At 62.4% G+C, this 21,866-nt stretch carries 16 protein-coding genes and 1 riboswitch; of the genes, 5 read left to right on the forward strand and 11 right to left on the reverse strand.

Going from position 1 to position 21,866, the window contains the following annotated elements:
* Positions 1-28 precede the first annotated feature (28 nt).
* From PQG80_RS19555 to PQG80_RS19585, 7 genes are all read right to left on the reverse strand, one after another.
* The gene (locus PQG80_RS19555; protein WP_271753179.1) at positions 29-337 is read right to left on the reverse strand and encodes a DivIVA domain-containing protein; all 309 of its coding nucleotides are present in this window, start codon (positions 335-337) and stop codon (positions 29-31) included.
* A 59-nt stretch (positions 338-396) separates the two neighbouring features.
* Positions 397-2,286, reverse strand: a complete 1,890-nt coding sequence (gene atzF, locus PQG80_RS19560; protein ID WP_271753180.1) for an allophanate hydrolase — start codon at positions 2,284-2,286, stop codon at positions 397-399.
* Positions 2,283-5,942, reverse strand: coding sequence for an urea carboxylase (uca, locus tag PQG80_RS19565; RefSeq protein WP_271753181.1), 3,660 nt, complete (start codon positions 5,940-5,942; stop codon positions 2,283-2,285). Before uca ends, atzF begins: the two co-directional genes overlap by 4 nt.
* Before the next feature lie 37 nt (positions 5,943-5,979).
* On the reverse strand, positions 5,980-6,630 hold the full coding sequence (locus PQG80_RS19570) for an urea amidolyase associated protein UAAP2 (RefSeq protein WP_271753182.1): 651 nt from the start codon (positions 6,628-6,630) through the stop codon (positions 5,980-5,982).
* 22 nt (positions 6,631-6,652) lie between these two features.
* Positions 6,653-7,366: an urea amidolyase associated protein UAAP1 gene (locus tag PQG80_RS19575; RefSeq protein ID WP_271753183.1), complete on the reverse strand. Its 714-nt coding sequence runs from the start codon at positions 7,364-7,366 to the stop codon at positions 6,653-6,655.
* Positions 7,367-7,380: 14 nt separating this feature from the next.
* A complete protein-coding gene (locus tag PQG80_RS19580; protein WP_271753184.1) occupies positions 7,381-8,727 on the reverse strand; it encodes an APC family permease in 1,347 nt (448 codons plus the stop codon).
* A 68-nt stretch (positions 8,728-8,795) separates the two neighbouring features.
* Positions 8,796-8,903, reverse strand: a riboswitch (guanidine-I (ykkC/yxkD leader).
* Positions 8,904-9,142: 239 nt separating this feature from the next.
* Positions 9,143-9,601, reverse strand: coding sequence for a VOC family protein (locus PQG80_RS19585; protein ID WP_271753186.1), 459 nt, complete (start codon positions 9,599-9,601; stop codon positions 9,143-9,145).
* Between the two features lie 413 nt (positions 9,602-10,014).
* On the opposite strand from PQG80_RS19585, the gene PQG80_RS19590 reads away from it, so the two are divergent.
* The gene (locus tag PQG80_RS19590) at positions 10,015-10,395 is read left to right on the forward strand and encodes a hypothetical protein (protein ID WP_271753187.1); all 381 of its coding nucleotides are present in this window, start codon (positions 10,015-10,017) and stop codon (positions 10,393-10,395) included.
* Positions 10,396-11,115: 720 nt separating this feature from the next.
* Here the strand turns inward: PQG80_RS19590 and PQG80_RS19595 are convergent.
* The gene (locus PQG80_RS19595; RefSeq protein ID WP_271753188.1) at positions 11,116-11,925 is read right to left on the reverse strand and encodes a phytanoyl-CoA dioxygenase family protein; all 810 of its coding nucleotides are present in this window, start codon (positions 11,923-11,925) and stop codon (positions 11,116-11,118) included.
* Between the two features lie 177 nt (positions 11,926-12,102).
* On the opposite strand from PQG80_RS19595, the gene PQG80_RS19600 reads away from it, so the two are divergent.
* Complete coding sequence (locus PQG80_RS19600) at positions 12,103-12,939, forward strand: helix-turn-helix domain-containing protein (protein ID WP_271753189.1); 837 nt, start codon at positions 12,103-12,105, stop codon at positions 12,937-12,939.
* An 82-nt stretch (positions 12,940-13,021) separates the two neighbouring features.
* On the opposite strand, the gene PQG80_RS19605 is transcribed toward PQG80_RS19600, so the two are convergent.
* Positions 13,022-13,909, reverse strand: coding sequence for a sugar phosphate isomerase/epimerase family protein (locus PQG80_RS19605; RefSeq protein WP_334219833.1), 888 nt, complete (start codon positions 13,907-13,909; stop codon positions 13,022-13,024).
* Positions 13,910-14,035: 126 nt separating this feature from the next.
* Positions 14,036-14,986, reverse strand: coding sequence for an aldo/keto reductase (locus tag PQG80_RS19610; RefSeq protein ID WP_432432780.1), 951 nt, complete (start codon positions 14,984-14,986; stop codon positions 14,036-14,038).
* A 161-nt stretch (positions 14,987-15,147) separates the two neighbouring features.
* Between PQG80_RS19610 and PQG80_RS19615 the strand changes: the two genes are divergently transcribed.
* The 3 genes from PQG80_RS19615 (at position 15,148) to PQG80_RS19625 (ending at position 19,700) form a co-directional block, all read left to right on the forward strand.
* Positions 15,148-15,990 (forward strand): helix-turn-helix transcriptional regulator, encoded by an 843-nt coding sequence (locus tag PQG80_RS19615; RefSeq protein ID WP_271753191.1) that lies wholly within the window; start codon positions 15,148-15,150, stop codon positions 15,988-15,990.
* A 166-nt stretch (positions 15,991-16,156) separates the two neighbouring features.
* On the forward strand, positions 16,157-17,926 hold the full coding sequence (locus PQG80_RS19620) for an ABC transporter ATP-binding protein (RefSeq protein ID WP_271753192.1): 1,770 nt from the start codon (positions 16,157-16,159) through the stop codon (positions 17,924-17,926).
* Positions 17,919-19,700 (forward strand): ABC transporter ATP-binding protein, encoded by a 1,782-nt coding sequence (locus PQG80_RS19625; RefSeq protein WP_271753193.1) that lies wholly within the window; start codon positions 17,919-17,921, stop codon positions 19,698-19,700. The genes PQG80_RS19620 and PQG80_RS19625 overlap by 8 nt, the downstream gene beginning before the upstream one ends.
* A 388-nt stretch (positions 19,701-20,088) precedes the next feature.
* Here PQG80_RS19625 and PQG80_RS19630 read toward each other — a convergent pair whose 3' ends face one another.
* Positions 20,089-21,717 carry an S-layer homology domain-containing protein gene (locus PQG80_RS19630; RefSeq protein ID WP_271753194.1) on the reverse strand — a complete coding sequence of 543 codons (1,629 nt, stop codon included), beginning with the start codon at positions 21,715-21,717 and terminating at the stop codon, positions 20,089-20,091.
* Between the last annotated feature and the right edge of the window lie 149 nt (positions 21,718-21,866).

Here is a 21,866-nt window from a genome sequence, read left to right on the forward strand (position 1 = left end):
GGGGGCTTCCCCGCTTCATCCCGTTTCGTTAGGGCCGGCTGTTGTGCAAAAAATGTTCGACCTTACGCAGCCGCACGTGCAGGGTTTCGACGGAGATCTCCCCCCTGTTCGCCAGCGATTCGTGGAGCGCGTCGATCTCGATCTGCATGTTCTCCAGCAGCTTGTAGAACCGTTCGTAATCCTTCACGACGACGTCCAGAAACGCGTCCACCTGCTCGGCGTCGTATCGCCGCGCCCCCATCCGCCCTTTATCGAACGCCTTGTCAAAGACATCGATGGCCGCGAGCGATACGCCTTCCTTCTTCAATAATTGCTGTAGCTTGGGATTCGAAGTCATGCGAATACCTCCGTTGCTTTACTACGGCAATTATACACTTTATAAAAGATTAACGCCGCTTATCGGTCCCCAGGAACGGAGAGCGATGCCTCCAAGCTCGGCATCGCCGCTCGCCAGCCTCCGAAGGCGGTAATGTCCTCCGCCTCCCGCTCCGCCCGCCCCTCGCAGATGAAGCCGGGCACCTCCGTCCCGTCCGCGAGCTCCACCTTGCCGATCCCGAGCGGCGCCGGGATGGCCGCGGCGAAGGCGCCGAAGCGTCCCAACGGCATCTCCCAGAGCTCGAGCTCGATCGCGGCGCCGCCCGCAGCCTGCTTGAGCAGGCCGGGCTTGGCGGGCTGCGTCGCCAGCCGGATCAGCTTGTACTTGGCGGCCGTCCGGTCCTCGCGGACGAACCTCGCGCCATGCGCCAGCATCTGCGGCTCGAGCGGGAGGCCCCGCATATGAAGGCCGCATACGGCGACGAGCGTCGTCGGTTCGGCCTGCGTGTGCGCTTGAGCTTGAGCTTGCGATTGCGTTTGCTTCTGCGCTTGAGCTTGCACTTGGGCCTGGGCAGGAGCTTGCACCTGTGCTTGCGCGCCGCTGCGCGTGTCGCCGTACAGGTCCGCGAGCCGGACGAGCAGGTCCTCCTGACCGGACAAGGCGAACAGCGTGATGCCGAACGGCAGCCTGTCGCCGGCATCGCCCGCGGGCACGGCGACGGCGCACAGATCCAGCAGGTTGCAATGGTTCGTGTATAGGCCCATGGCCCGGTTCGCCGCGACCGGCTCCTGCCTTGCCTCCTCGCGCGTCCAGGTCCCGCCGGCCGTCGGCATGACGAGCACGCCGTCCCCGAGCAGCCGCTGCGCCTGGCGCTTAAGCGCCTGAAGCCGGTGCATCGCACGAAACATCGCGGCGGCATGGTGCGCAGGATCGGCGCCGGTGCGCAGGATCCCCTCGGTCACCGGAAACGCGCTGCCTGGATGCGACTCGACGAATTCGCCGAGCGCGGCCCACCGTTCGGCCACCCATGGCCCTTCATAGAGCAGCGCCGCGGCCTCGTCGAACAAGGCGGTGTCCACGTACTCCACCGGAATGCCGAGCTGGCCGAGCTGCGCCTGCGCCCGGTCCCAGGCGAGCCGGTAGCGCTCGGCGAACGGCCCGTAAAACGCCAGCGGCTCGCGCGGCAGATACGCCTTGGACGGCAGCCTCCGCTCCGGCGCCGGCCGGACCGGAATGTCCCTGGACCAGGGATCGTCCGGCTCGAAGCCCCGCACGGTCCGGTCGACCAGCAGGACATCGTCCAGTCCATGCGCGAAGACGGTGATGCAGTCCAGGCTCTCGCAGGCCGGCACGAGTCCCTTCACCGGCCAGGCGCCGAGGCTCGGCTTCCAGCCGACGAGCCCGTTCAGCGCCGCCGGCACGCGGCCCGACCCGGCCGTATCGGTGCCGAGCGCGAAGGCGGCCTGACCGCGGGCGACGGCGACGGCGGATCCCGAGCTGGAGCCGCCGCTGATCAGTTCCGGCCGGAGCGCGTTATGCGTCTCGCCGTATGGGCTGCGCATGCCGACCAGTCCGGTGGCGAACTGGTCGAGATTCGTCTTGCCGACCGGCACGGCGCCGGCCTCGATCAGCCGCCGCACGGCCGTCGCGTCCTCGGACGGCACATAAGCGAAGTCCGCGCAGCCGGACGTCGTCGGCAGGTCCGCCACGTCGATATTGTCCTTCACCGCGAACGGAATGCCCCACAGCGGCGCCTGCCCCCGGTCCAGCGCGTCCAGCCGCTCCAGGTAAGGCTCGATCGCCGCCAGCGTCGGCGGGCTGATCCAGATGTTCATGTCCCGGTCCCCATCCGCGCGCCGAATAATCTCAAGCACGACATCGCGCGGCGACAGTGCGCGGCTGGCGTATTGCGCCTTTAACCAGTCGATCGTCAGGTTATCCGCAAACTCGAACGTCGTCGTCGTACTCATACGGCTGCCAGCTCCTTTTCCGCCGACTTGGCGATCCCGACGATCAGCTGTCCGGCATGCACCGTATCGCCCGGCTTCGCGTGGACGGAATGAACGATGCCGTCGCACGGCGCGTGCTGGGAAAACTCCATCTTCATCGATTCCACGATGTACAGCGCGTCGCCCTTGCGCACCCGGTCCCCCGGCGCCGCCAGCACCTTCCACATGCTGCCCGGCATCGAGCAGCGGATCGCGTCGACATCCTGAGGGAGCTCCTCGTCGCTAGCCGCGCTGCCCGTCTCCTGCTCGGACACGTATTCCGCCAGGCCTCTCGCCTTCCAGTCCTCGCGTTCCTCGCGGAAGGCCTGCCGCTGCTGCGTCCGGAATTGCCCGGCGCTCTCTTCTATAGAAGAAAGAAATTGCAGGTACTCGCCGAGATCGAAGGTCGTCTCCGTAATATCCGCCTCGAAGCGGCCGCGGAGGAAGTCCTCTCGCATCACCAGCAGCTCCTCGGCGGTCACCGGATAGAACTGGATCTGGTCGAAAAACCGGAGCAGCCAAGGCTTGCCGGCTACGAAGCTGGCCGTCGTGCGGAACTTGTTCCACATCTGGATCGTGCGGCCGACGAACTGGTAGCCGCCCGGACCCTCCATTCCGTAGACGCACATGTACGCCCCGCCGATGCCGACCGCATTTTCCGGCGTCCAGGTGCGGGCCGGATTGTACTTGGTCGTCACCAGCCTGTGCCGCGGGTCGATCGGCGTGGCGAGCGGCGCGCCCAGGTACACGTCGCCCAGCCCGAGCACGAGATAGCTGGCATCGAACACGATGCGCTGCACGTCGTCGATGCTGTCCAGTCCGTTCACCCTGCGGATGAACTCCAGATTGCTCGGACACCATGGCGCGTCCGGACGGACGTTCTGCTGGTAGCGGTCGATCGCGAGCCGGGTCGCCGGGTCGTCCCATGACAAGGGTAGACGGACGATCCGGGATGGCACCTGAATCGACGCCAGCGGAGGCAGCGAGGCATCCAGGTCCAGCAGCCGCCGCGCGGCCTCGCTCACCGTCGTGCGCTTCGGATCGATGCGCACCTGCACCGACCGGACGCCCGGCGTCAGATCGAGCGCGGGTATCGCGTCCTGCTCGCGGATCGCTTCTATTAAAGCATGCACCTGGAAGCGGAGCAGCAGATCGAGCTCGAGCGCCCCGTATTCGACGAGCAGATTCTCGTCGCCGCTGCAGCGGATCGTCATCTTGAAGTTCCGGTTCGACGAATCGCTGTGCAGAACCGGATATTCCGGCGTAAACGCGGCGATCTCCTGCGGCAGCGCCGCGACCGGCAAGTCTTCGCGGATACCCGCTCCGATCGCCCGCAGCTGCGCCTCCTGCGCGCGCCTCATCGCCTCCGCCTGCTCCAGCGTGACGAGCCGGAAGCGGACCGTGTCGCCGGCGTGCAGCTGGCCGAGCTTCCAGAACTCCGCCGAGGCCGTCGTCACCGGGCAGACGAAGCCGCCGAGGCTTGGTCCGTCCGGACCCAGCAGGATCGGCATGTCGCCGGTCAGATCGAGCGTGCCTACCGCGTAGGCGTTGTCGTGGATGTTGGACGGATGCAGGCCCGCCTCTCCCCCGTCCTCGCGCGCCCAGAGCGGCGCCGGGCCGACGAGCCGTACGCCGGTTCGGGAGCTGTTGAAGTGCACCTCGAAGCGGGTCGACGCCAGCTGCCCGAGATACTCGGGCTTCAGGAACTCTCCCGTGCAGTGCGGCCCGGGGATGACGCCGATCGTCCATTCCCGGGCAATCGCCGGGCGGTAAGCCTCGGGCAGTCCGCCCAACGGCGCGGTCAGTGCGCCCGACAGCGCAGACTCCGCGCCGCGGCGCACGTTCAGGACGTCGCCGGCCCGCAGCGCGCGTCCGCCGTGTCCGCCGAAGCCGCCGAGCGTGAAGGTCGACGCGCTGCCCAGCTTCAGCGGCATATCGAAGCCGCCGGCGACGAGCAGGTAGGCGCGCAAGCCCTCGGCCGCCTCGCCGAACGACAGCACCTGTCCGCGCTCCGCCCGGACGGGCGCGTACATCGGGACCGGCGCGCCGTCGAGCGCCGGCTGCATGTCTGCGCCGGTGACGCACAGCCACATGCTGTCGCGGAACTTATAGGTCCCGCCGCGCAGCGTCAGCTCCAGGCCGCTGGCATCCTCGGCATTGCCGAGCAGCAGGTTGCCCGTGCGGAAGGCAAGCGGATCCATCGGGCCGCAGGGCGGCACGCCGACATCCCAGTAGCCGGCGCGGCCGGGCCAATCCTGCACGGTCGTCTGCACGCCGCCGTCGAGCACCTCGATCGCGGACTCGCTCGGCGCGAAGTCGTTCAGCAGCTGCGTGTACACGTCGCCGCCCGCGAAGGCCGGTTCGCCCAGCAGCGCCTCGACGTACTGCAGGTTGGTCGTAATGCCGTAAAAGCGCGTCTCGGAGAGCGCCCGCTTCAGCTTCGCGATCGCGTCCTCGCGGCTGGCGCCGTGCACGATGATCTTGGCGAGCATCGGATCGTACAGCGTCGTCACGGCGAGGCCGTCCCGCACCCAGGTCTCGCTGCGCGCATCCGCGGGCAGGCGGACGCTGTCGAGCTGTCCCGCGCTCGGGCGGAATTGCTGTAGGCAGTCTTCCGCGTATACGCGCGCCTGAATGCTGTGGCCCGACGATACGGGGACCAGCCGGTCCAGATCGCGCAGCTCGTCGGCCGCCTCGCGGATCATCCACTCGACGAGGTCGATGCCGAGCACCTCTTCGGTGACGCCATGCTCGACCTGGAGCCGCGTGTTGACCTCGAGGAAGTAGAAGCGGCAGCTGGCCGGATCGTAGAGGAATTCGACCGTGCCCGCGCTGCGGTACCCGGCTTCCGCCGCCAGCCGCCGCGCGCAGGCCAGCATCTCGGCTCTGACTTCGGCCGGGAAGTTCGGCGCCGGGCTCTCCTCGACGACCTTCTGGTTGCGGCGCTGCACGGAGCAGTCGCGCTCGCCGAGCGCGACGACCTCGCCGAAGCGGTTGCCGAAGATCTGCACCTCGACGTGGCGCGCCTTGGCGATGTACTTTTCCAGGAAGAGACCGCCGTTCTTGAAGTTCGTCTCCGCCAGGTGGCGCACGCTGTCGAACGCGGCGCGCAGCGCCTCCTCGTCCGCGCAGACGCGCATGCCGATGCCGCCGCCGCCGGCGGTGCTCTTCAGGATGACCGGATAGCCGATGTCTGCGGCATGCAGAATCGCTTCGCTCGGTTCCGTGATGAGCGGCGTGCCCGGCAGGAGCGGCACCTGCGCCTTCGTCGCGAGCTCGCGGGCCGAGTGCTTGAGGCCGAACGCTTCCATCTGCTCGGGGGAAGGTCCGATGAAGGCGATGCCTTGCGCCCGGCAGGCGCGGGCGAAGTCCGCATTCTCGCTCAGGAAGCCGTAGCCGGGATGAATCGCGTCCACGCCGTTCTCTCTCGCCAGGCTGAGGATCAGCTCCGCGTTCAGATAGCTTTCTTTGGCCGGGCCTTCCCCGATCAGCAGCGCCTCGTCGGCGCGATCGACATGGAGGCTATCCTGGTCGGCGGTCGTATAGACGGCGACGGAGGCGATCCCCAGCTTGCGGAGCGTCCGTTCGATGCGGACGGCGATCGCGCCCCGGTTGGCGATGAGTACTTTGTTGAACATGGCGTTTCTCTCCTTTTTCCCCTGCAGGCGCTTGAGGTTACTCGTTCCAGATCAGGACGCGGATCGGTGTCGGATTGTAGGCGTTGCACGGGTTATTCAGCTGCGGGCAGTTGCTGATCAGCGCCGTCGTGCGGCCGTGCGACTGCAGCTCGACGTAGGCGCCTGGCGACGACACGCCGTCGTCGAACTTGAGACCGCCCTCCGGCGTGACGGGCACGTTCATGAAGAAATTGATGTTCGGCGCGAGATCCCGCTTGCCGTATGCGCCGCCCCGCTGCGCCAGCTGGAGCATGAAGGTGTCGCGGCAATTGTGCATATACGCCTTCTCGTGGGCATAGCGGACGGTGTTGCTCTGCGCGGAGCAGGACCCGCCCAGGGTGTCGTGCCTGCCGCACGTATCGGCGACGATCGTCAGCAGCTCGCGGCCGGACGCAGCGAGCAGGACCGACCCGGTCGTTAGATAGATATTGCCCTGCCGGGCGATCGTCGCGGCCGCCGCGTAGTGATCCTCCGGATGATCCGTGTCGTAGAACAGCGTATCCGCGGCCTGGTTGCCCTCCAGATCGACGATCCGCAGCACCTGTCCCGGCGCCAGATCGTGCATCCACCCGTCTCCGGCCAGAATGACCTGGTCGTAGACCGCCTGCTCAGGCTCCCGATGACTCTCGACTCGATGAAATGCGCCCATTCCTATTTCCCCCTATGCTAGGTTAGATCAGCGAATAATAAGTCCATGTATTCTCGAACGCGCGGCGGTTCTCGTCCCGATGGTTCAGGCAGACGTCGTCTTCGCCTACCGGCTCGGCTTGTGTAACTTCCAGACGGACGGGAACTGAAGGATATGCGGCGCGCCGGTCCAGCGGGTTGGGCGTGTTCGACAGCAGCAGGATGACGTCCATCTCCGTGCGCAGCGTCACCGACGCCCCGGCGGGGCAGTGTTCCGGCACATGGCGCATCGCGCCGTCGTCGTCGCAGTACACCTTGGAGAACAGATTGACGACGGGCATCATGTCCCGCAGGCCGAGTCCGTGGCGGGTCAGCTCGACCGCGAAGTTCTCCTGGCCGCTGCGCAGCCAATCGTTGCGCAGGTCCTGGTAGGTCGTGCGTCCGTACCGCTCGTCCGTGAGCGCTCTCGTCGTATAGCCGCCGATCGGGTCGTGCCAGCCCAGCTCGTCGTGCACGATGCTCGCCAGTACGCGTCCGTTGTCGCTCATCAGCGTATGGCCCGCGGTCAGATGCGCCGTATATTGGGCCTTTAAAGTATCCGGCATGTTGTAGCGCTCGGTCAGATCGTCCGCATGGAACAGCATTAACGATACGTTCGCGCCCGCCTCGAGCGCCGTGAAGCGAAGCAGCTTGCCGCGGCCGATGCGGCCCGACCATTTTTCTCCCCTGCCGATGACGGTGTCGTACATTTGGTTCATCCCTCTTCCTGTGATTATGATTCGTTCTTCATCGCGGCGGACGTGCCGTCGAAGAGGTTCGTAGCGGCGCGAAAGGTGCGCGATAGCTTGGTGCGGAACAGATAATAAAGCAGGCCGGCCGCGAGCCAGATGCAGCCCAGCGTCAGCGCGTTCGCGTCGAGCAGCGTGATCAGCCAGACGATGAACGCGGCGCCGATGAGCGGGAAGACCAGGTACTGAAACGTCTGCTTCGGCGAGCGCTGCCTGCGCTTGATGTAGCACTCGGCGACGACGGACAGATTGACGAAGGCGAACGAGGTGAGCGCGCCGAAGCTGACGAACTTGACGGCCATATCCAGGCTGATGACCAGCGCCAGCAGCGAGACGATGCTGACCAGCACGATGTTGTTGACCGGCGTACGGAACTTCGGATGAATGGCGCCGAAGAAGCGCCGGGGCAGGATCGAATCGCGGCCGAGCACGTACAGCAGACGGGACACGCTGGTCACCGACGTCAATCCCTGCGTGAAGATCGCGAAGATCAGGACGGTCGTGAAGATCGCGCCGAGCGTCGCCCCGCCCGCCATCTTCATCAGCTCGAAGCCGGCGGAGTCCATATCGACGAACGTCAGGTGCGGATACGTGATCTGGATGAGATACGAAGTGACGACGTAAAGCACGCTTGCGATCAGGATGATGAGCATAATCGCCCGGGGGATCGTCTTCTTGGCATCGATCGTCTCCTCCGCCAGGGTCGACACGGTGTCGAAGCCGAGGAAGGAGAAGCAGATGATCGAGGCGCCGGCCAGTATCGTCGGCAATCCGACGTCTAGATTGGCGAAGGGCTGCGCGATGCCCTCGAATCCCGAGAAGCCGCGGATGAGGTAGGTGCAGAACAGCGCGATGAAGATGATCTGGAAGAGGACGAACAGCTTGCTGAGGCTGGCGGAGAATTTAATGCCCGCGATATTCACGACGGCCAGCACGATGTTAAGCAGGATGATCCAGACGTAAGCCGGAACGGCGGGGAACTGGGCGTGCAGGTAGATGCCGAACGTGAGGCATGCGATAATCGGCGAGAAGAGATAGTCGAGCAGGATCGCCCAGCCTACCGTAAATCCGGGAATCGCATGCATCGACCGCTTCACGTACGTGTACGACGAGCCGGAGCCCGGGAAAATCTTCGCCATGATGCTGTAGCTGTAAGCCGTGAAGAAGATCGCCACGACCGACAGCGAGTAAGCTTCGGTGATCATCCCCTTCGACGCGTCGTACGCGATGCCGAACACGGAGAAGTAGATCATCGGCGTCATCCAGGCCAATCCCAGGGCGACCACCTGAACCAGCGTTAGCGATTGGCGAAGCGTAACCTCTTGTTTCATCCCTAAACTCCCCTTTCCGCTCTAAAAAACGTAAAAAAAATAAAAGCCGCGGGAAGATATGTAACATATCCTCCCGGGCTTTTATCCCTCCGTGGACACGGCCGCTGCGCCGTGCGTCTTCTCTCGGACCTGGCCGGCGAGGGTAAGATCGCCGCGGAACCCTAGAAAACAATTCGTATGCAGTTGGTTGTAGAAGGTAAGCTGACAGACACTTTCTTGATCTCGCTCAGTTATGTTAGATAATATAACACAAATTCAGAGATATTCAAGAGCCAATTTGATTTAAAACCAGCTTTTATGTATCAAAACCTTACATGACGTAAAAATAAAAAACGACTGTCTTAGAGACAGCCGCAGGGTTTATACCTCTCCTTTTAACCTTTCACCTGGCTTTCCTTGAAGGCAGCGAACGTATTCACGGCCGCCATGCTTCCCATAAGTTGCCGTCCGGATCGGCGAACGTAATGTTGGGTCCGCTCGTCACCCGTTGTCCGATAATATTCACGCCGTTTGCCTTGAACCGTTCAAGCAGCTCCTCGATCCGAGGAGAAATAAAACACGCGATCGCATGGGGCCTGCCCTCGTCCAGGGACCATGAAAAGCGTAATCGACCGCCGGCCTCATCCGATTGGCGAAGGAATAGGGCAGGTACGACTTGCCTTAAACCAGGGGTGGGCAACTTGCCATTCTGATCGGGCACGTTTAACACAGCCGTCGTGATCCCAGGATAAATGGAGTCTGCAGACGCAGGTCGGTACCCTAAGTTCCTCTCATACCATTGAATGGACTCGTAAACGTCGTTCACGGGCACGTAAATACAAGTTACGCCCGTAATGTCCTCCAGCCTTTCCTTGCTCTCCTCATTGGCCTGCATATATCCTTTTCCTCCTATCTCCGGCCCCGTTGCGAATCGGACCATGGATCCGTTATTCCATGTCATATCGTTTTATTCTCGAATGGTGCGGACGCAGGATCCGCTATTTCCTGTTCTGTGGCTCAAACGAGCCGCTTTTTGAGGAATAACGGGTCTGGTGTCCGCAAATGTGCGAGAACGACTTGAAATCGCTGCGATAGCGGGATCCTGTGTCCGCGTGCTCGGCAAGCGAAGGGTCAGCCGCAACGTGAACGCAGCAGCAGTAGCAGCTGCTACTGCTGCTGCTGCGGTAGCTGCCTGGGGATGAACTCTCCCCATCGACATGTTCTCCGTTACACGATCCGCTCCCCCTATTATAATGTAATTATCCATTTACTTACTCTGATAATAAAAAATTCTAAGGGGACGATTGCATGACGAAGGGCTGGAGGCAAGACGGAATCGCAATGCTCCTAATATTAGCGACGATCGGCGCTATGTCCTATAAGATGTGGCTGCCCGACGTCTTCACCGGTCAGCCTGTTCCCACCCTGTCGCTAGAAGACGCAAGCGAGCGCCTGGAGCGGATCGCCGCGAACAGCGCCGCGAATATCTCTCGTTTAGACAGCCGCGCCCTCGACCCGGCCGTATATAAAGCTTGGGCAAGCACGATGTACGATGATGGGGCCGCCAACGATTTGTTGTACGCCGCGGACTTGGTGGAGCAGTACAATCACGATGGAAACGTGGAGCGATTGCAGGAAGCAGCGGAGATCGTCGGCGATGTGAGCCAGCGGATGTCGTTCCGGCGCTAGATAGCACCCCTATCATGGTCACGCAAAAAAACTAGAGCTTCTCCGCGGCGCACGCTATGATGGATAACTACGAAGTCGCGAAAGAGACGATGAGTGGATCGAGGCCTCCGACTACGGCACGTATGGGTTCCGCGACGGTCGCGCAGCGCCTGAAGCTCGAGGTCGACACGCACGACGCGAGATTGATTCGGACTAGCTAGGCAGGGGCTTCTCTAGGAGAGGCGATATGTCTCGCGGAGGCTTATCGGGGCGCATCGCCTTCACTAGGGGAGGCGATATGTCTTGCTGAGGCTTATTCGGGCGCATCGCCTTCACTAGGAGAGGCGATTCGTCTCGCGATGGCTTTTACGAGCGCATCGCCTTCACTAGGAGAGGCGATATGTCTCGCGATGGCTTTTCCGGGCGCATCGCCTTCACTAGGATAGGCGATTCGTCGAGGCGCTGCTTGTTCCTGGTCGAGACTTCTTTGGTGGGAAGAGCTGCGGCGAGGGGCGATTTGTTCCTGGTTGAGACTTCTGTAGCTGGAGGAGCTGCAGCGAGGGGCTGGTTTGTTCCTAACTGAGACTTCTGTAGCGGGAGCAGCTGCGGCGAGGGGCGGATTGTTTCTGGTTGAGACTACTTGCACGGGAGGAGATGTAACGAGGCGCGGCGGCGGCGGGCCTGGTTGATGGACAAGACGAAGAACGGCGGACTGCCGTTCCTCGTCTTGGACTTGTCCGCTCAGTGCGGGTACAGCGTGTCGAACTCGAAGCCGCAGGGCCCGCCGTCGGGGTTCACGACGAGCTCGACCTCGGATCCGTCGGCACGGTACAGCGGCTGGTAGTGCTCGCCGATATGCGTCGCGGACTCGTTGGCATAATGGCAGATGAAGGAGCGGCGGAAGCGGTCCTTGGTCTTGTTCCGGTACGAGCCGTGAATGAGGTTGCCGTTGAAGAACAGGACGTCGCCCGGCTCCATCACGACCGGCATGGCCTTCTGATCCTTGGGCGGCTTGACGTAATGCGTCGTGAAGGATTCCTTCGCGTCGGCATGCTCCGGGCAGACGATCTCGTATTCCTGCGTCTTGGGGACGACCAGCAGGCTGCCGTTCTCTTCGTCCGCGCCGTCGACGGCGGTCCATGCCGCGATGCAGTTGCCGGGCTCGACCTTCAGGTAGAAGTTATCTTGATGCAGCGCCTGTCCACGCGCGCCCGGCGGCTTGTAGTAGAACATGCTCTGCGCGGCGAGCGGCGGCTCTTGGTACAGATCCTCCAGCACGTTCAATACCGGCCGATGCAGCATGTACTTCTTCGCCGTCTCGTTGAAGCGGTGCGGATGCATCACGCGTGGATAGCGCTTCAGAGGATCCGACGCCGACGCCGCGTCCAACTCCGGTTCAAAGTAACCAGGCACTGCGGCGTGGCTGATTTTCTCGAACGTTTCCTCGATCTCCTCCAGCTCCGCCTTTGCGAACAAACCCTTCACGATGAGGTAACCCTCGTTCTCGAATTGTTTCTTTTGCGCGTCGGTCAAGGTTTTAAGCGTATTCATCGTATCCGCTCCTCTGTTCGTTTGGATAGGAACAGTGTAATTCCGGCGCGGCCTCCGAGGCAGTAGCAATTCTGCTTTTCAGTCACACGATCCTGCTATCCGCTGGCTTACGCACGCCGCGACCGATTATACTGAAGACACCGTTAACGCGATTACCGCCGAATAGGAGGCCTCCCCTTGGAAGCGTTCGACGAGCCTTCTCAATATGCAGGAATGCCCTACGGCGTTCTTATCACCGGCCACTTTAACGTCGGAGACACGTATGCCACGCACCGGCCTCAGGGCATGAACGATTGGCTGATCGCCTATACGCTCGGGGGCCAAGGCTTCTTTGAAACGCCCGAGGACCATCGTCCATGCGCCGCCGGAGATCTGACGCTGCTCAAGCCGGGGACGCCTCACCGTTACGGCACGGCGAAGGGCGAAATGTGGAATTTCGCATGGGCGCACTTCGCTTCCCACCAGATGGAGGAGCAGCTGCTGCCCGCAGAGCCGTTGCTGATCCATCCTCTCGAGTCCGATACCGCGCGCAGGAGAGTGCTCCAAGCGTTCGAGAGAATCCTGTCCGATTCGCGGGAGAGAAACGCGTATTGGCAGGATCTATGCGTCAATTCGCTCCGCGAAATATTAATGCTGCTAACGCGGGAGCGGGACCGGCCGATCGACCCGCGGATCGCGGAGGCGATGCATTACCTCTCCGTTCACATGCGCAGTCCCGTCCAGATCGAGGCGTTGTCCAAGGCGATCGGCGTATCGCCCTCCCGGCTGTCCCACTTGTTCAAGGAGCAGACGGGACGCTCCGTCATCGATACGTTGAACCAGATGCGGATCCGGCAGGCCGCGCTGCTGCTGGAGCATACGAACCGCAGCGCATCCGAGGTCGCCTACGAGGTCGGATTCCACAACTACAACCATTTCATGAACCAGTTTCGAAAATGGACCGGCGCCAATCCCAGCGGCTATAGAAAGAACAATCGCGCGGAGCAGGGTGCGCCGCGGCCGAAGCAACCGTAACGCGGGTCGCCGTAAAGCGAACGCTAACCGCGAACGCCAAAACGCGGGAATCCGCCTCAACGGAATCCCGCGCTCGCCCGTGTCATTCGAAGGTCGAATCCGCCCACAGCCTTCGCAGCGTCCGCAGGAAGAACAGCGATTGCGCCCAACGGTCGCCAATCTCGGCCGTACGCCCCGCATGCTCATCCATCGTGATCGCGTAAGGCGGCGGCCCCAGCTCGACGACGAACGGCAGAACGTCGGCCGGACCGGCGCCGGACCGCCATCCGCGCATGCCTTCGCCCCACCAGCGCTCGAAATGCGCCATCATCGGATGTTCGCCGTTCTCCCCGACGTCGATCTGGACCTGCTCGCCGTTCGAGACTCTCGCGTGGAACGCGGAGGCCCGACGGAGAAGCCGCAGCAGCAAATCCTCGGCCTCGTCCGATACGGTGTGCATCTCGCCGGCCACCACGTAATGGGACAAGTCCACGGTCAGCCGGAGCGACTGCAGCTTGTCCAGGTATCCGAGCGTGCGGAGCAGATCCTGCGTAATCGTGCCGCGATGGGTCTCGACATAGGCCGGAATCCCCTGCTCCCCGGACAACCGATCGAGCTCGCGGAGCAGCTCCACGGCAGGCTCGCCGACGAGAAACGGCGTCATGACCTGAACGTTGATATGCTGGATGCCGCCATATGTCTTCGCTTGCTTCAAAAACTGCGCCAGATCCTCCGCGGTCTTCGGGTACGCGTTGACGCTGAAGGACAAGCCATGCCGCTCGAGCAGGCCCCTCCAGCGGTCCGCCTCCGCCGGCGGAGGAATAAACCCGTTGATTCCGTCGAATCCCGCTTCGGCGATGAGCGCGACCCGCTCTTCGACCGTATGCGCTTCCAGCTTGGCCGACAGGCCCGACATTCCCCACCAAGACATCTGCACGTCCAGCCTTGGTCGGCCGGTACGCGCAAAGTCCGAACCGTTCTCAAGCAGCACCGTTATTCCTCCATCAGGATTCTCCGATTGATATCGCGGCTCGGCCCGCGAAGTCATAGACCGAGCTCGCTTCTTCAGAAAAGGATAAGGGAATAGCCGGAAGCCGGGAAGTAACGTTTCTGCTTTTTAATCACACGATTCTACTATCTCGTCCGCCTGCAGGTCCAGCCAGCGAATCTCCCCGGGCGTCAGCGACACGTCCAGCGCCTTGGCGCTCGAACGCAGCTCGTCCGCGTTGGCCGGACCGATGAGCGCGCAGGTCGGAAAAGACTGGTGCAGCACGTAAGCGAGCGCGACCTGGTTGGCGTCCGCGCCCTTCGTCTCGCCGAGCAGGGACGCCCTGCGGTACCGCTCCCAGTTGTCGTCGCTGTAGTACACGCGCGCGATCTCCTCGTTGTCCCGGCGGTCCGGCGCATATCGCCCGGTGAAAAAGCCGGCCGCCTGCGACGACCAGGACAGCAGCGGCAGCTGCGTGCGCGCATGCCAAGCGAGGTCGTCCGCGTCCGTGCTCACGCATCCCGGCCATCTCGGCTCGTTGGCCGCAGCCAGGCTCAGGTTGGGGCTGTTGCAGGCAAATCCGGTCAGCCCGTGCTCGGCGGCATAGGCGTTGGCCGCGGCCAGCCTCGCGGTGGTCCAATTGGACGCGCCGAGCGCCCGGCAGATTCCGGCTTCGAGCGGCGCCTGCAGCATCTCCACGATCTCGCCCACCGGTTTGTCGGGATCGTCGCGGTGCAGCATGAAAATATCGGCATAATCGGTCTGCAGCAGGCCGAGGGAATACGCCAGGTCCGCTTCCACGGCGGAACGGGTGACCCGCGGCCCCTTCTCGTCGTGGTGCGCGCCCTTCACGATCAGTACGAGTCCGGCGCGGTTGCCCCGTTCCGCCGACCACTTCCCGATCGCGCCCATGCCCCGCGGCCCGTATACTTGCGCGGTGTCCATCGCGTTGCCGCCGATCGCGGCATAGGCGTCGAGCAGCTCGGCGGCGATATCCATCCGCTCGTCGTTCAGCAGCATCGACCCCAGGATCAGCTTGGATACCGGTTGGTCCAATCCCGCTACGGAGATCGTATCCATACGGCGTTCTGTCATCGGAATGCTCCCTTCCCTTCGCGCATTCGCTGCGGCTCTATCACTTAATAGTTTAATATTGTTATTATAGAATCGGTACTCGGCACTGTATATGACATCATTTTGAAGCGTATATCACGATATTGTCCTGGAGGTTGTCCATATTCATGAGGAATCACTTGACGCTCCCGCTGCTGGACCCCAACCCGTTTCTTTTATTTCCCGAGTCGGCCGGACGATATATGGACGAACCGGATCACCGGGCGGAGCGGCCGGCCGATACGTTCCCCTACTTCAACCTGCATTACGTTCGCGCCGGCGAAGGGCTCGTCGAGGCCGACGGGCAGTGGCAGCCCGTATATCCCGGCGATGCCTTCCTCTATTTTCCCAACCAGCCTCAGAAATACCGGACCAGCGAGGACCGGCCCTGGGACGTTTACTGGATGCATTTCTACGGCGACCGCCTGCCCGAGCTGCTCACCGAGCAAGGCTTCCGGCGGTCCGTCGTCTGGTCGACCCGCGAAGGCGAAGCGCTGGAGGCGCGTCTGGCGCAGCTCGTCCGCGAGATCGGAGACCGCAAGCCGCTACACCCTTCGGCCCTATCGACGGCGGCCTACGGCGCGCTCGCCGAATTCATGGCGCAAGCGGCGCCCTACCGGCCCCGCAGGGGACGGGACGCGCAAGGGGTCGTCCGGGAGCTGCTGCCCGCGATGCAGGACGCCGCTTGCGAGCCGTTCTCGCTGGAGACGTGGGCGGACAAGGCCGGCGTGACGCCCCACTATTTCTGCAAGCTGTTCCGCAAATCCACCCAAATGTCGCCGATGGATTTCATTACGCTCTGCCGCCTGCGCCATGCCAAGCAGCAGCTGATGGACGACCTCCGGCGCCCCGTCGGCGAGATCGCCGGCTTGTGCGGCTACCCGAGCGCGAGCTACTTCATCAAGCGGTTCAAGGAAAAAGAAGGCGTGACGCCGGCGGCCTACCGGGAAATGCACGCTTACCGGACGTGAAATCGCAATCATTTCCTCATCTGCACATGCTTGAAAAACCGGATCGCAAAAAAGTCGGCCCACATTTAAAATAGGCCTCCCCGCGCGCCCAAATGGGTGTATAATCGCCTTGTTTGCCAAATGACGCAACGGCCTCAGAACTCACAGGAACAGGTGATTAATCGGCATGTTTGAAGTAAAGTGGTTGTGGAAAAACCTGGAGGGAAACCGGGCGAGATACATCCTCGCGCTCTGCCTCTCCGTCATCGGATCGTCGCTGACGATCGCGAATCCCTACCTCAGCCAGCGCATCGTGGATACGTTTATCGCCGGCGACGATGCGGTGCAGAATCTGACCGGACGGCGCGGACTGCTAATCGCGCTCTGCCTGGGCATGATCGGATTCTCGTTGCTGCGGACGGGCTTGGGGTACGTGACGATGATGCAGTACGAGCGCGCATCGCAGAATATGCTCTACAACGTCCGCATTTTTCTCTACAACAAGATCCAGGGGCAGGATCGGGAGTACTTCGACCATAATCGGACGGGCGATCAGATGACGCGGATGACCGGGGATCTCGAGATGGTCCGGCACTCGCTCGCCTGGATCGTGAAGACGATCATCGAGTCGCTGGCCGTCTTTCTCGCGGCCGTCAGCTACTTTTTCTATATCGACGCCGCGTTGACGTGGTGGCTCCTGCTCCTCGCTCCGCCCATCTTCGTTACGTCCTACATGTTCGCGCGGCGGGTCCGCCCGATGTATATCGGTCTGCGCGAGCGTCTCTCCCAGCTGAACTCGTCCACCCAGGAGAATATCGCGGCGAACCGCGTCGTCAAAGCGTTCGCGCGCGAAGAATACGAGATCGAGAAGTTCCGGGAACGGAACGCGAACTACCAGCAGGCCAACAAAGCCGCCGCGATGGTCTGGCTCGACTATTTTCCGTATCTGGAGACGTTCGCGCAGGCGTTCAACGTCGTCCTTATGATCGCTGGCGGCATCCTCGTCATGAACGACCGCATCACGTTCGGCGAATTCGCGGCGTTCTCGGCGCTCATCTGGGCCATCTCCAACCCGATGCGCAACATCGGCATGATCATTAACGATATCCAGCGGTTTTTCGCCAGTCTGACCAAGGTCGTCGAGATCTACTATGCGCAGCCCAAGATTGCGGGCGAGCGCAAGGCGGACGCAGGCAAGCGCTACGGAGGCAGCATCCGGTTCGACCATGTCACCTTCAAGTACGACAGCGCGACGGTGCTCAGCGATGTGAGCTTCACCGTCCATCCCGGCGAGACCGTCGCGATCATGGGGCCGACCGGCGCGGGCAAGACGACGATCGTCAACCTCATTCCGAGGTTCTACGACGTCGCCGAAGGCCGCGTGTTGATCGACGGCGTGGACGTGCGCGAGCTGGATCTGGGCGAGCTGCGCGGCAATGTCGGCATCGCGACGCAGGACGTGCTGCTCTTCTCCGACACGATCGACGGCAACGTCGCGTTCGGCGACCCCGAGCTGCCCGAGGACGATACGGTGAGGTATGCCAAGCTGGCGGCCGCGGACGATTTTATCCGCAAGATGCCGGAGGGCTACGACACGATCATCGGGGAACGCGGCGTCGGGCTGTCCGGCGGGCAAAAGCAGCGGCTCGCGCTCGCGCGCGCGATGGCGGTCAGGCGGCCGATCCTAATCCTCGACGATACCACGTCCGCCGTCGACCTCGAGACCGAGGCGCATATCCAGAGCAGCCTGAATAATCTCGGCGCCCTTTGCACCAAGATCATCATCGCCCAGCGCACCTCCACGACCGCCGCAGCCGACCGCATCATCATCCTCGACGGCGGGCGCGTGATCGAAGAAGGCACGCATGCCGAGCTGCTGGAGAGACGCGGGTATTACTACGAAGTGTTCATGCTGCAGAATGAGGGTATCGAGAGGCAGGTGGCCGCGCATGGCTAGGAATAAATTCGACATCGACGAGAACCTGGAGTCTCCGTTCGATATCCGGCACTTTAAGCGCGCGCTCGTCTATATCAAGAAACAGAAGCGGCCGATGATCGTCGCGCTCGCGCTCAGCGTCCTGTCGGCGGGCATCGGGCTCACCGCGCCGCTCATCACGCAGCACATCGTCGACGTGATCATTCCCGCCAAGGCTGTCGGGTCTCTCGTCGGTTGGTCGGTGCTCATGCTGCTCACGATCGTCGTCAGCGTGGCGCTGGCGGCCATCCGGGGACGGATCATGACGAGCGTCGGCCAGGACATCATTTTCGAGATCCGCTCGGACTTGTTCAAGCATCTGCAGTCGTTGTCGTTCAAGTATTACGACGACCGCCCGCAGGGCAAGATCCTGATCCGCGTCGTCAACTATGTCAACTCCATCTCGGACGTGCTCTCCAACGGCATCATCAACTTCATCCTGGAGATATTGAACCTCGTCTTCATCGCGATATTCATGTTCGCGGTGGACGTCAAGCTGTCGCTTGTCACGCTGGCGGGACTGCCCGTATTCGCCCTGTTCCTCCTGCTGATTAAGAACAAGCAGCGTCGGTCGTGGCAGGCGGTATCGAACAAAAACTCCAACCTTAACGCCTACACGCAAGAGAGCATCAGCGGCGTCGGCGTGACGCAGATCTTCACGCGTGAGGAACGCAACGCCTCGATCTTCACCCGGCTCGCGGCCAATTACCGCCAGGAATGGATGCGCGCCATCCACTTCAACGCGATGATTCCGTTCACGGTCGACAACCTGGCGACCGTCGTCACCACGCTGATCTATATGGTCGGACTGCTGGCGCTGAGCCCGCAGGACGTGACCTTCGGCGTCATCCTCGCGATGAGCAGCTATGCGGCGCGCTTCTGGCAGCCGATCCTGAACTTATCGAACCTGTACAACGGCTTCGTCAACGCCGTCGCCTATCTGGAACGGATCTTCGAGACGCTCGACGAACCGGTATCGGTCAAGGACGCGCCGGGCGCGAAGGCGCTGCCGCCGCTGCAGGGCCGCGTGACCTTCGAGAGCGTGACGTTCGGCTACGATTCGGGCGCGAGCGTGCTGGAGAAGCTGTCGTTCGACGTCCGGCCGGGAGAGAGCATCGCGCTGGTCGGGCCGACGGGCGCAGGCAAGACGACGGTCGTCAATCTGATCTCCCGCTTCTATGACGTGACGGGCGGACGCATCCTGGTCGACGGCCACGACATCGCGCGGTCCACGCTCCAGTCGCTGCGCAGCCAGATGGGGATCATGCTGCAGGACAGCTTCATCTTCTCGGGGACGATCATGGACAACATCCGTTACGGCCGCCTGGACGCGACGGAAGAAGAGATCGTGGCAGCGGCCAGCACCGTGCGCGCCGACGCCTTCATCCGCGAGTTCGAGCACGGCTATCTGACGGAAGTGAACGAGCGCGGCTCGAAGCTCTCGCAGGGCCAGCGCCAGCTCATCTCGTTCGCGCGGACGCTGCTCGCCGATCCCCGCATTCTGATCCTGGACGAAGCGACCTCGTCGATCGACGCCAAGACGGAGCGGCTGCTCCAGCAAGGCCTGAACGAGCTGCTCAAGGGCCGCACGTCCTTCATCATCGCCCACCGGCTGTCGACGATCCGCAACTGCGACAGGATCATGTACATCTCGGACAAAGGCATCGCGGAGGTCGGCTCGCACGACGAGCTGCTTGCGAAGCGCGGGTTGTATTACAAGCTGTATACGGCGCAGAAAATGGAAATGGTGGTTTAAAGGCGAGGCGAACAAGCCCCCGATTCTTGCGGATCGCGGGCTTTTCGGCTAAGCGGAATGCGGGATGCATGCTGGATGCTGGATGCTGGATGCGGGCAGCGGGGTGCGAGGTGATAGCAGCTTGGGACGCGTCCTTGCGAGCAATAGCGGAACTTTTTTCCGCTATTGCAGCTTGTGAGGTGTTCTTGCGAGCAATAGCGGAACTTTTTTCCGCTATAGTAGCTTGTGAGGTGTCCTTGCGAGCAATAGCGGAACTTTTTTCCGCTATAGTAGCTTGCGAGGTGTCCTTGCGGACAATAGCGGAACTTTTTTCCGCTATTGCCACACGCGAAAGACTGCGCCCCCCGCAAACACGACGATGGCGCATCGCTATTTCCGGCCCCAGGGGTTACGGAAACGTCAATGCCGCAAACCGCCTGGCGTTGGCCAAGCTCGGCCAGACGTCAGGGCTCTCGCCCCCCATGTACCAGTAAGCAAAGCCGGCCATACCGAGGCTCTGTCCAAGCGTCGCCTTCATCGACAACGAGCGCCCGTCTTCCAGCCAGATCAGATGCAGCGTACTAGCGGAGCCGTAAGAGGCGTAATATTGGCCCAGCGTCCCGTCCCAGCTCGTCTTCGCATGCATGCCCGCGACGAGCGCGTTCTGCTGCAGGAGGCTGATGTCCTCGGACGTCGTGCCGCCGGCCTCGGTCTTCCAGTCGCGGTTGTACAGCGGCAGCGCCAGAATCGACCTGGAGGCCGGGACCTGCTTCAGCAATGCCGTCAGGCCTTGTCGGAGCCAGGGCAACGACGAGACGGGCCCCGGATCGCCCGATCCGCCCCAATGCTCGTCGTAGCCCATCAGCACCACATAGTCCGCGGCTTGCCCGAGCCTCGCGTAGTCGAATACCTCCGTCCAATCCGTGCCGAAGTCCGGGGAGACGTTCACGGACAGAATCGCCGGAATCGAGCTCAGCGCCTGCTTCAATTCCGCAGCGAAGGCCGTAAAGGCATCGCGGTCCTGCGGCGACATGTTTTCAAAATCGATGTTGAGTCCGTCCAGGCCATATTGCCGCGCCAAGCCTGCCAGCTGCCCGACCAACGTCCGGCGCCGCTCGGGGTCCGACAGCTGCGCATGCGTGACGGCTTGATCGGAGCGGTTGCCGACCATTGCCCATACGCGTTTGCCCTTCCCGTGCGCCCAGGCGACGAGCGCCGGATCCATGTTATTTTCGACCGTACCGTTCTTGTTGAGGAAAAAGGCGCGCGGCGACAAGGTGTTGATGCCGGAGGAGACGACCTGCCGTTCGTACTGCGCGGTCGTCTGTCCGTATTGCCAGCCGAGCTGGATCGGGGCGGGCTGCGCGGCCTGAATCCGCTGCGCCCATCCCGGATGCAACCAGATCCGGTCGAGCAGCACGGCAGCTTCCTGCCTCGTCATCGGAGACGCGGGCCGGAAGCTGCCGCCGTCCCCGTCCATAAGTCCGAGCCGGGACAGTCGGTACACGGCGGGCAAGGCCCAAGACTGAATCCGCGACTGGTCCCGGTAGAGGGGGGCGGAAGGCACCGCTGCCGTATCGATCGGCTGCTTCAACGCGCGCGCGATCAGGACCGCCGCTTCTTCCCGCGTCACCGGGCGATCCGGTTCGAACGAATCGTCGGATGTCCCTTGCGCGAGCCCCAGTTGGACCGCTGGCTGCACCCAACGGTAAAACCATGCCGAACGCGGCACATCCGCAAAGGAAGAGATCGCGCTCTCGACGGGCTCGACGAGGAGCAGCCTGTCCAGCATGGTCATGAGTTCCGCGCGGGTCACCGTCTTGTCGGGCTCGAACGTGCGCTCCGTCGTGCCGGTAATGATATGTAATGCCGCCATGTTCCGGATCGCGGCCGCGGCGAAGTTGTCGCGCACGTCGGCGAACTGAAGGGCGCCGGAAGCAGCACTAGCCTCCGCCGAGCCCGGCCACGTTCCGCCGATCGTCCCCGCCAGCAGCGCGATCGCGGCCGTCGTCCGCCAGACGGCAGGTATTTTTATCATATGCAGAAATCACGCTTTCCGATGGTTGATAGAATCTCGCTTCCTATCGTAATCAATCGGAGATCCGATACCTATCCACAAATAATGGGAGGATAGGCTGGAACGAGAATATAAACGAAGTTATAATACGCCTGCGTCCGCCTGGTTTG

Origin of the sequence: Cohnella rhizoplanae (assembly GCF_948329515.1) — a bacterium.
Lineage (GTDB): Bacteria > Bacillota > Bacilli > Paenibacillales > Paenibacillaceae > Cohnella > Cohnella rhizoplanae.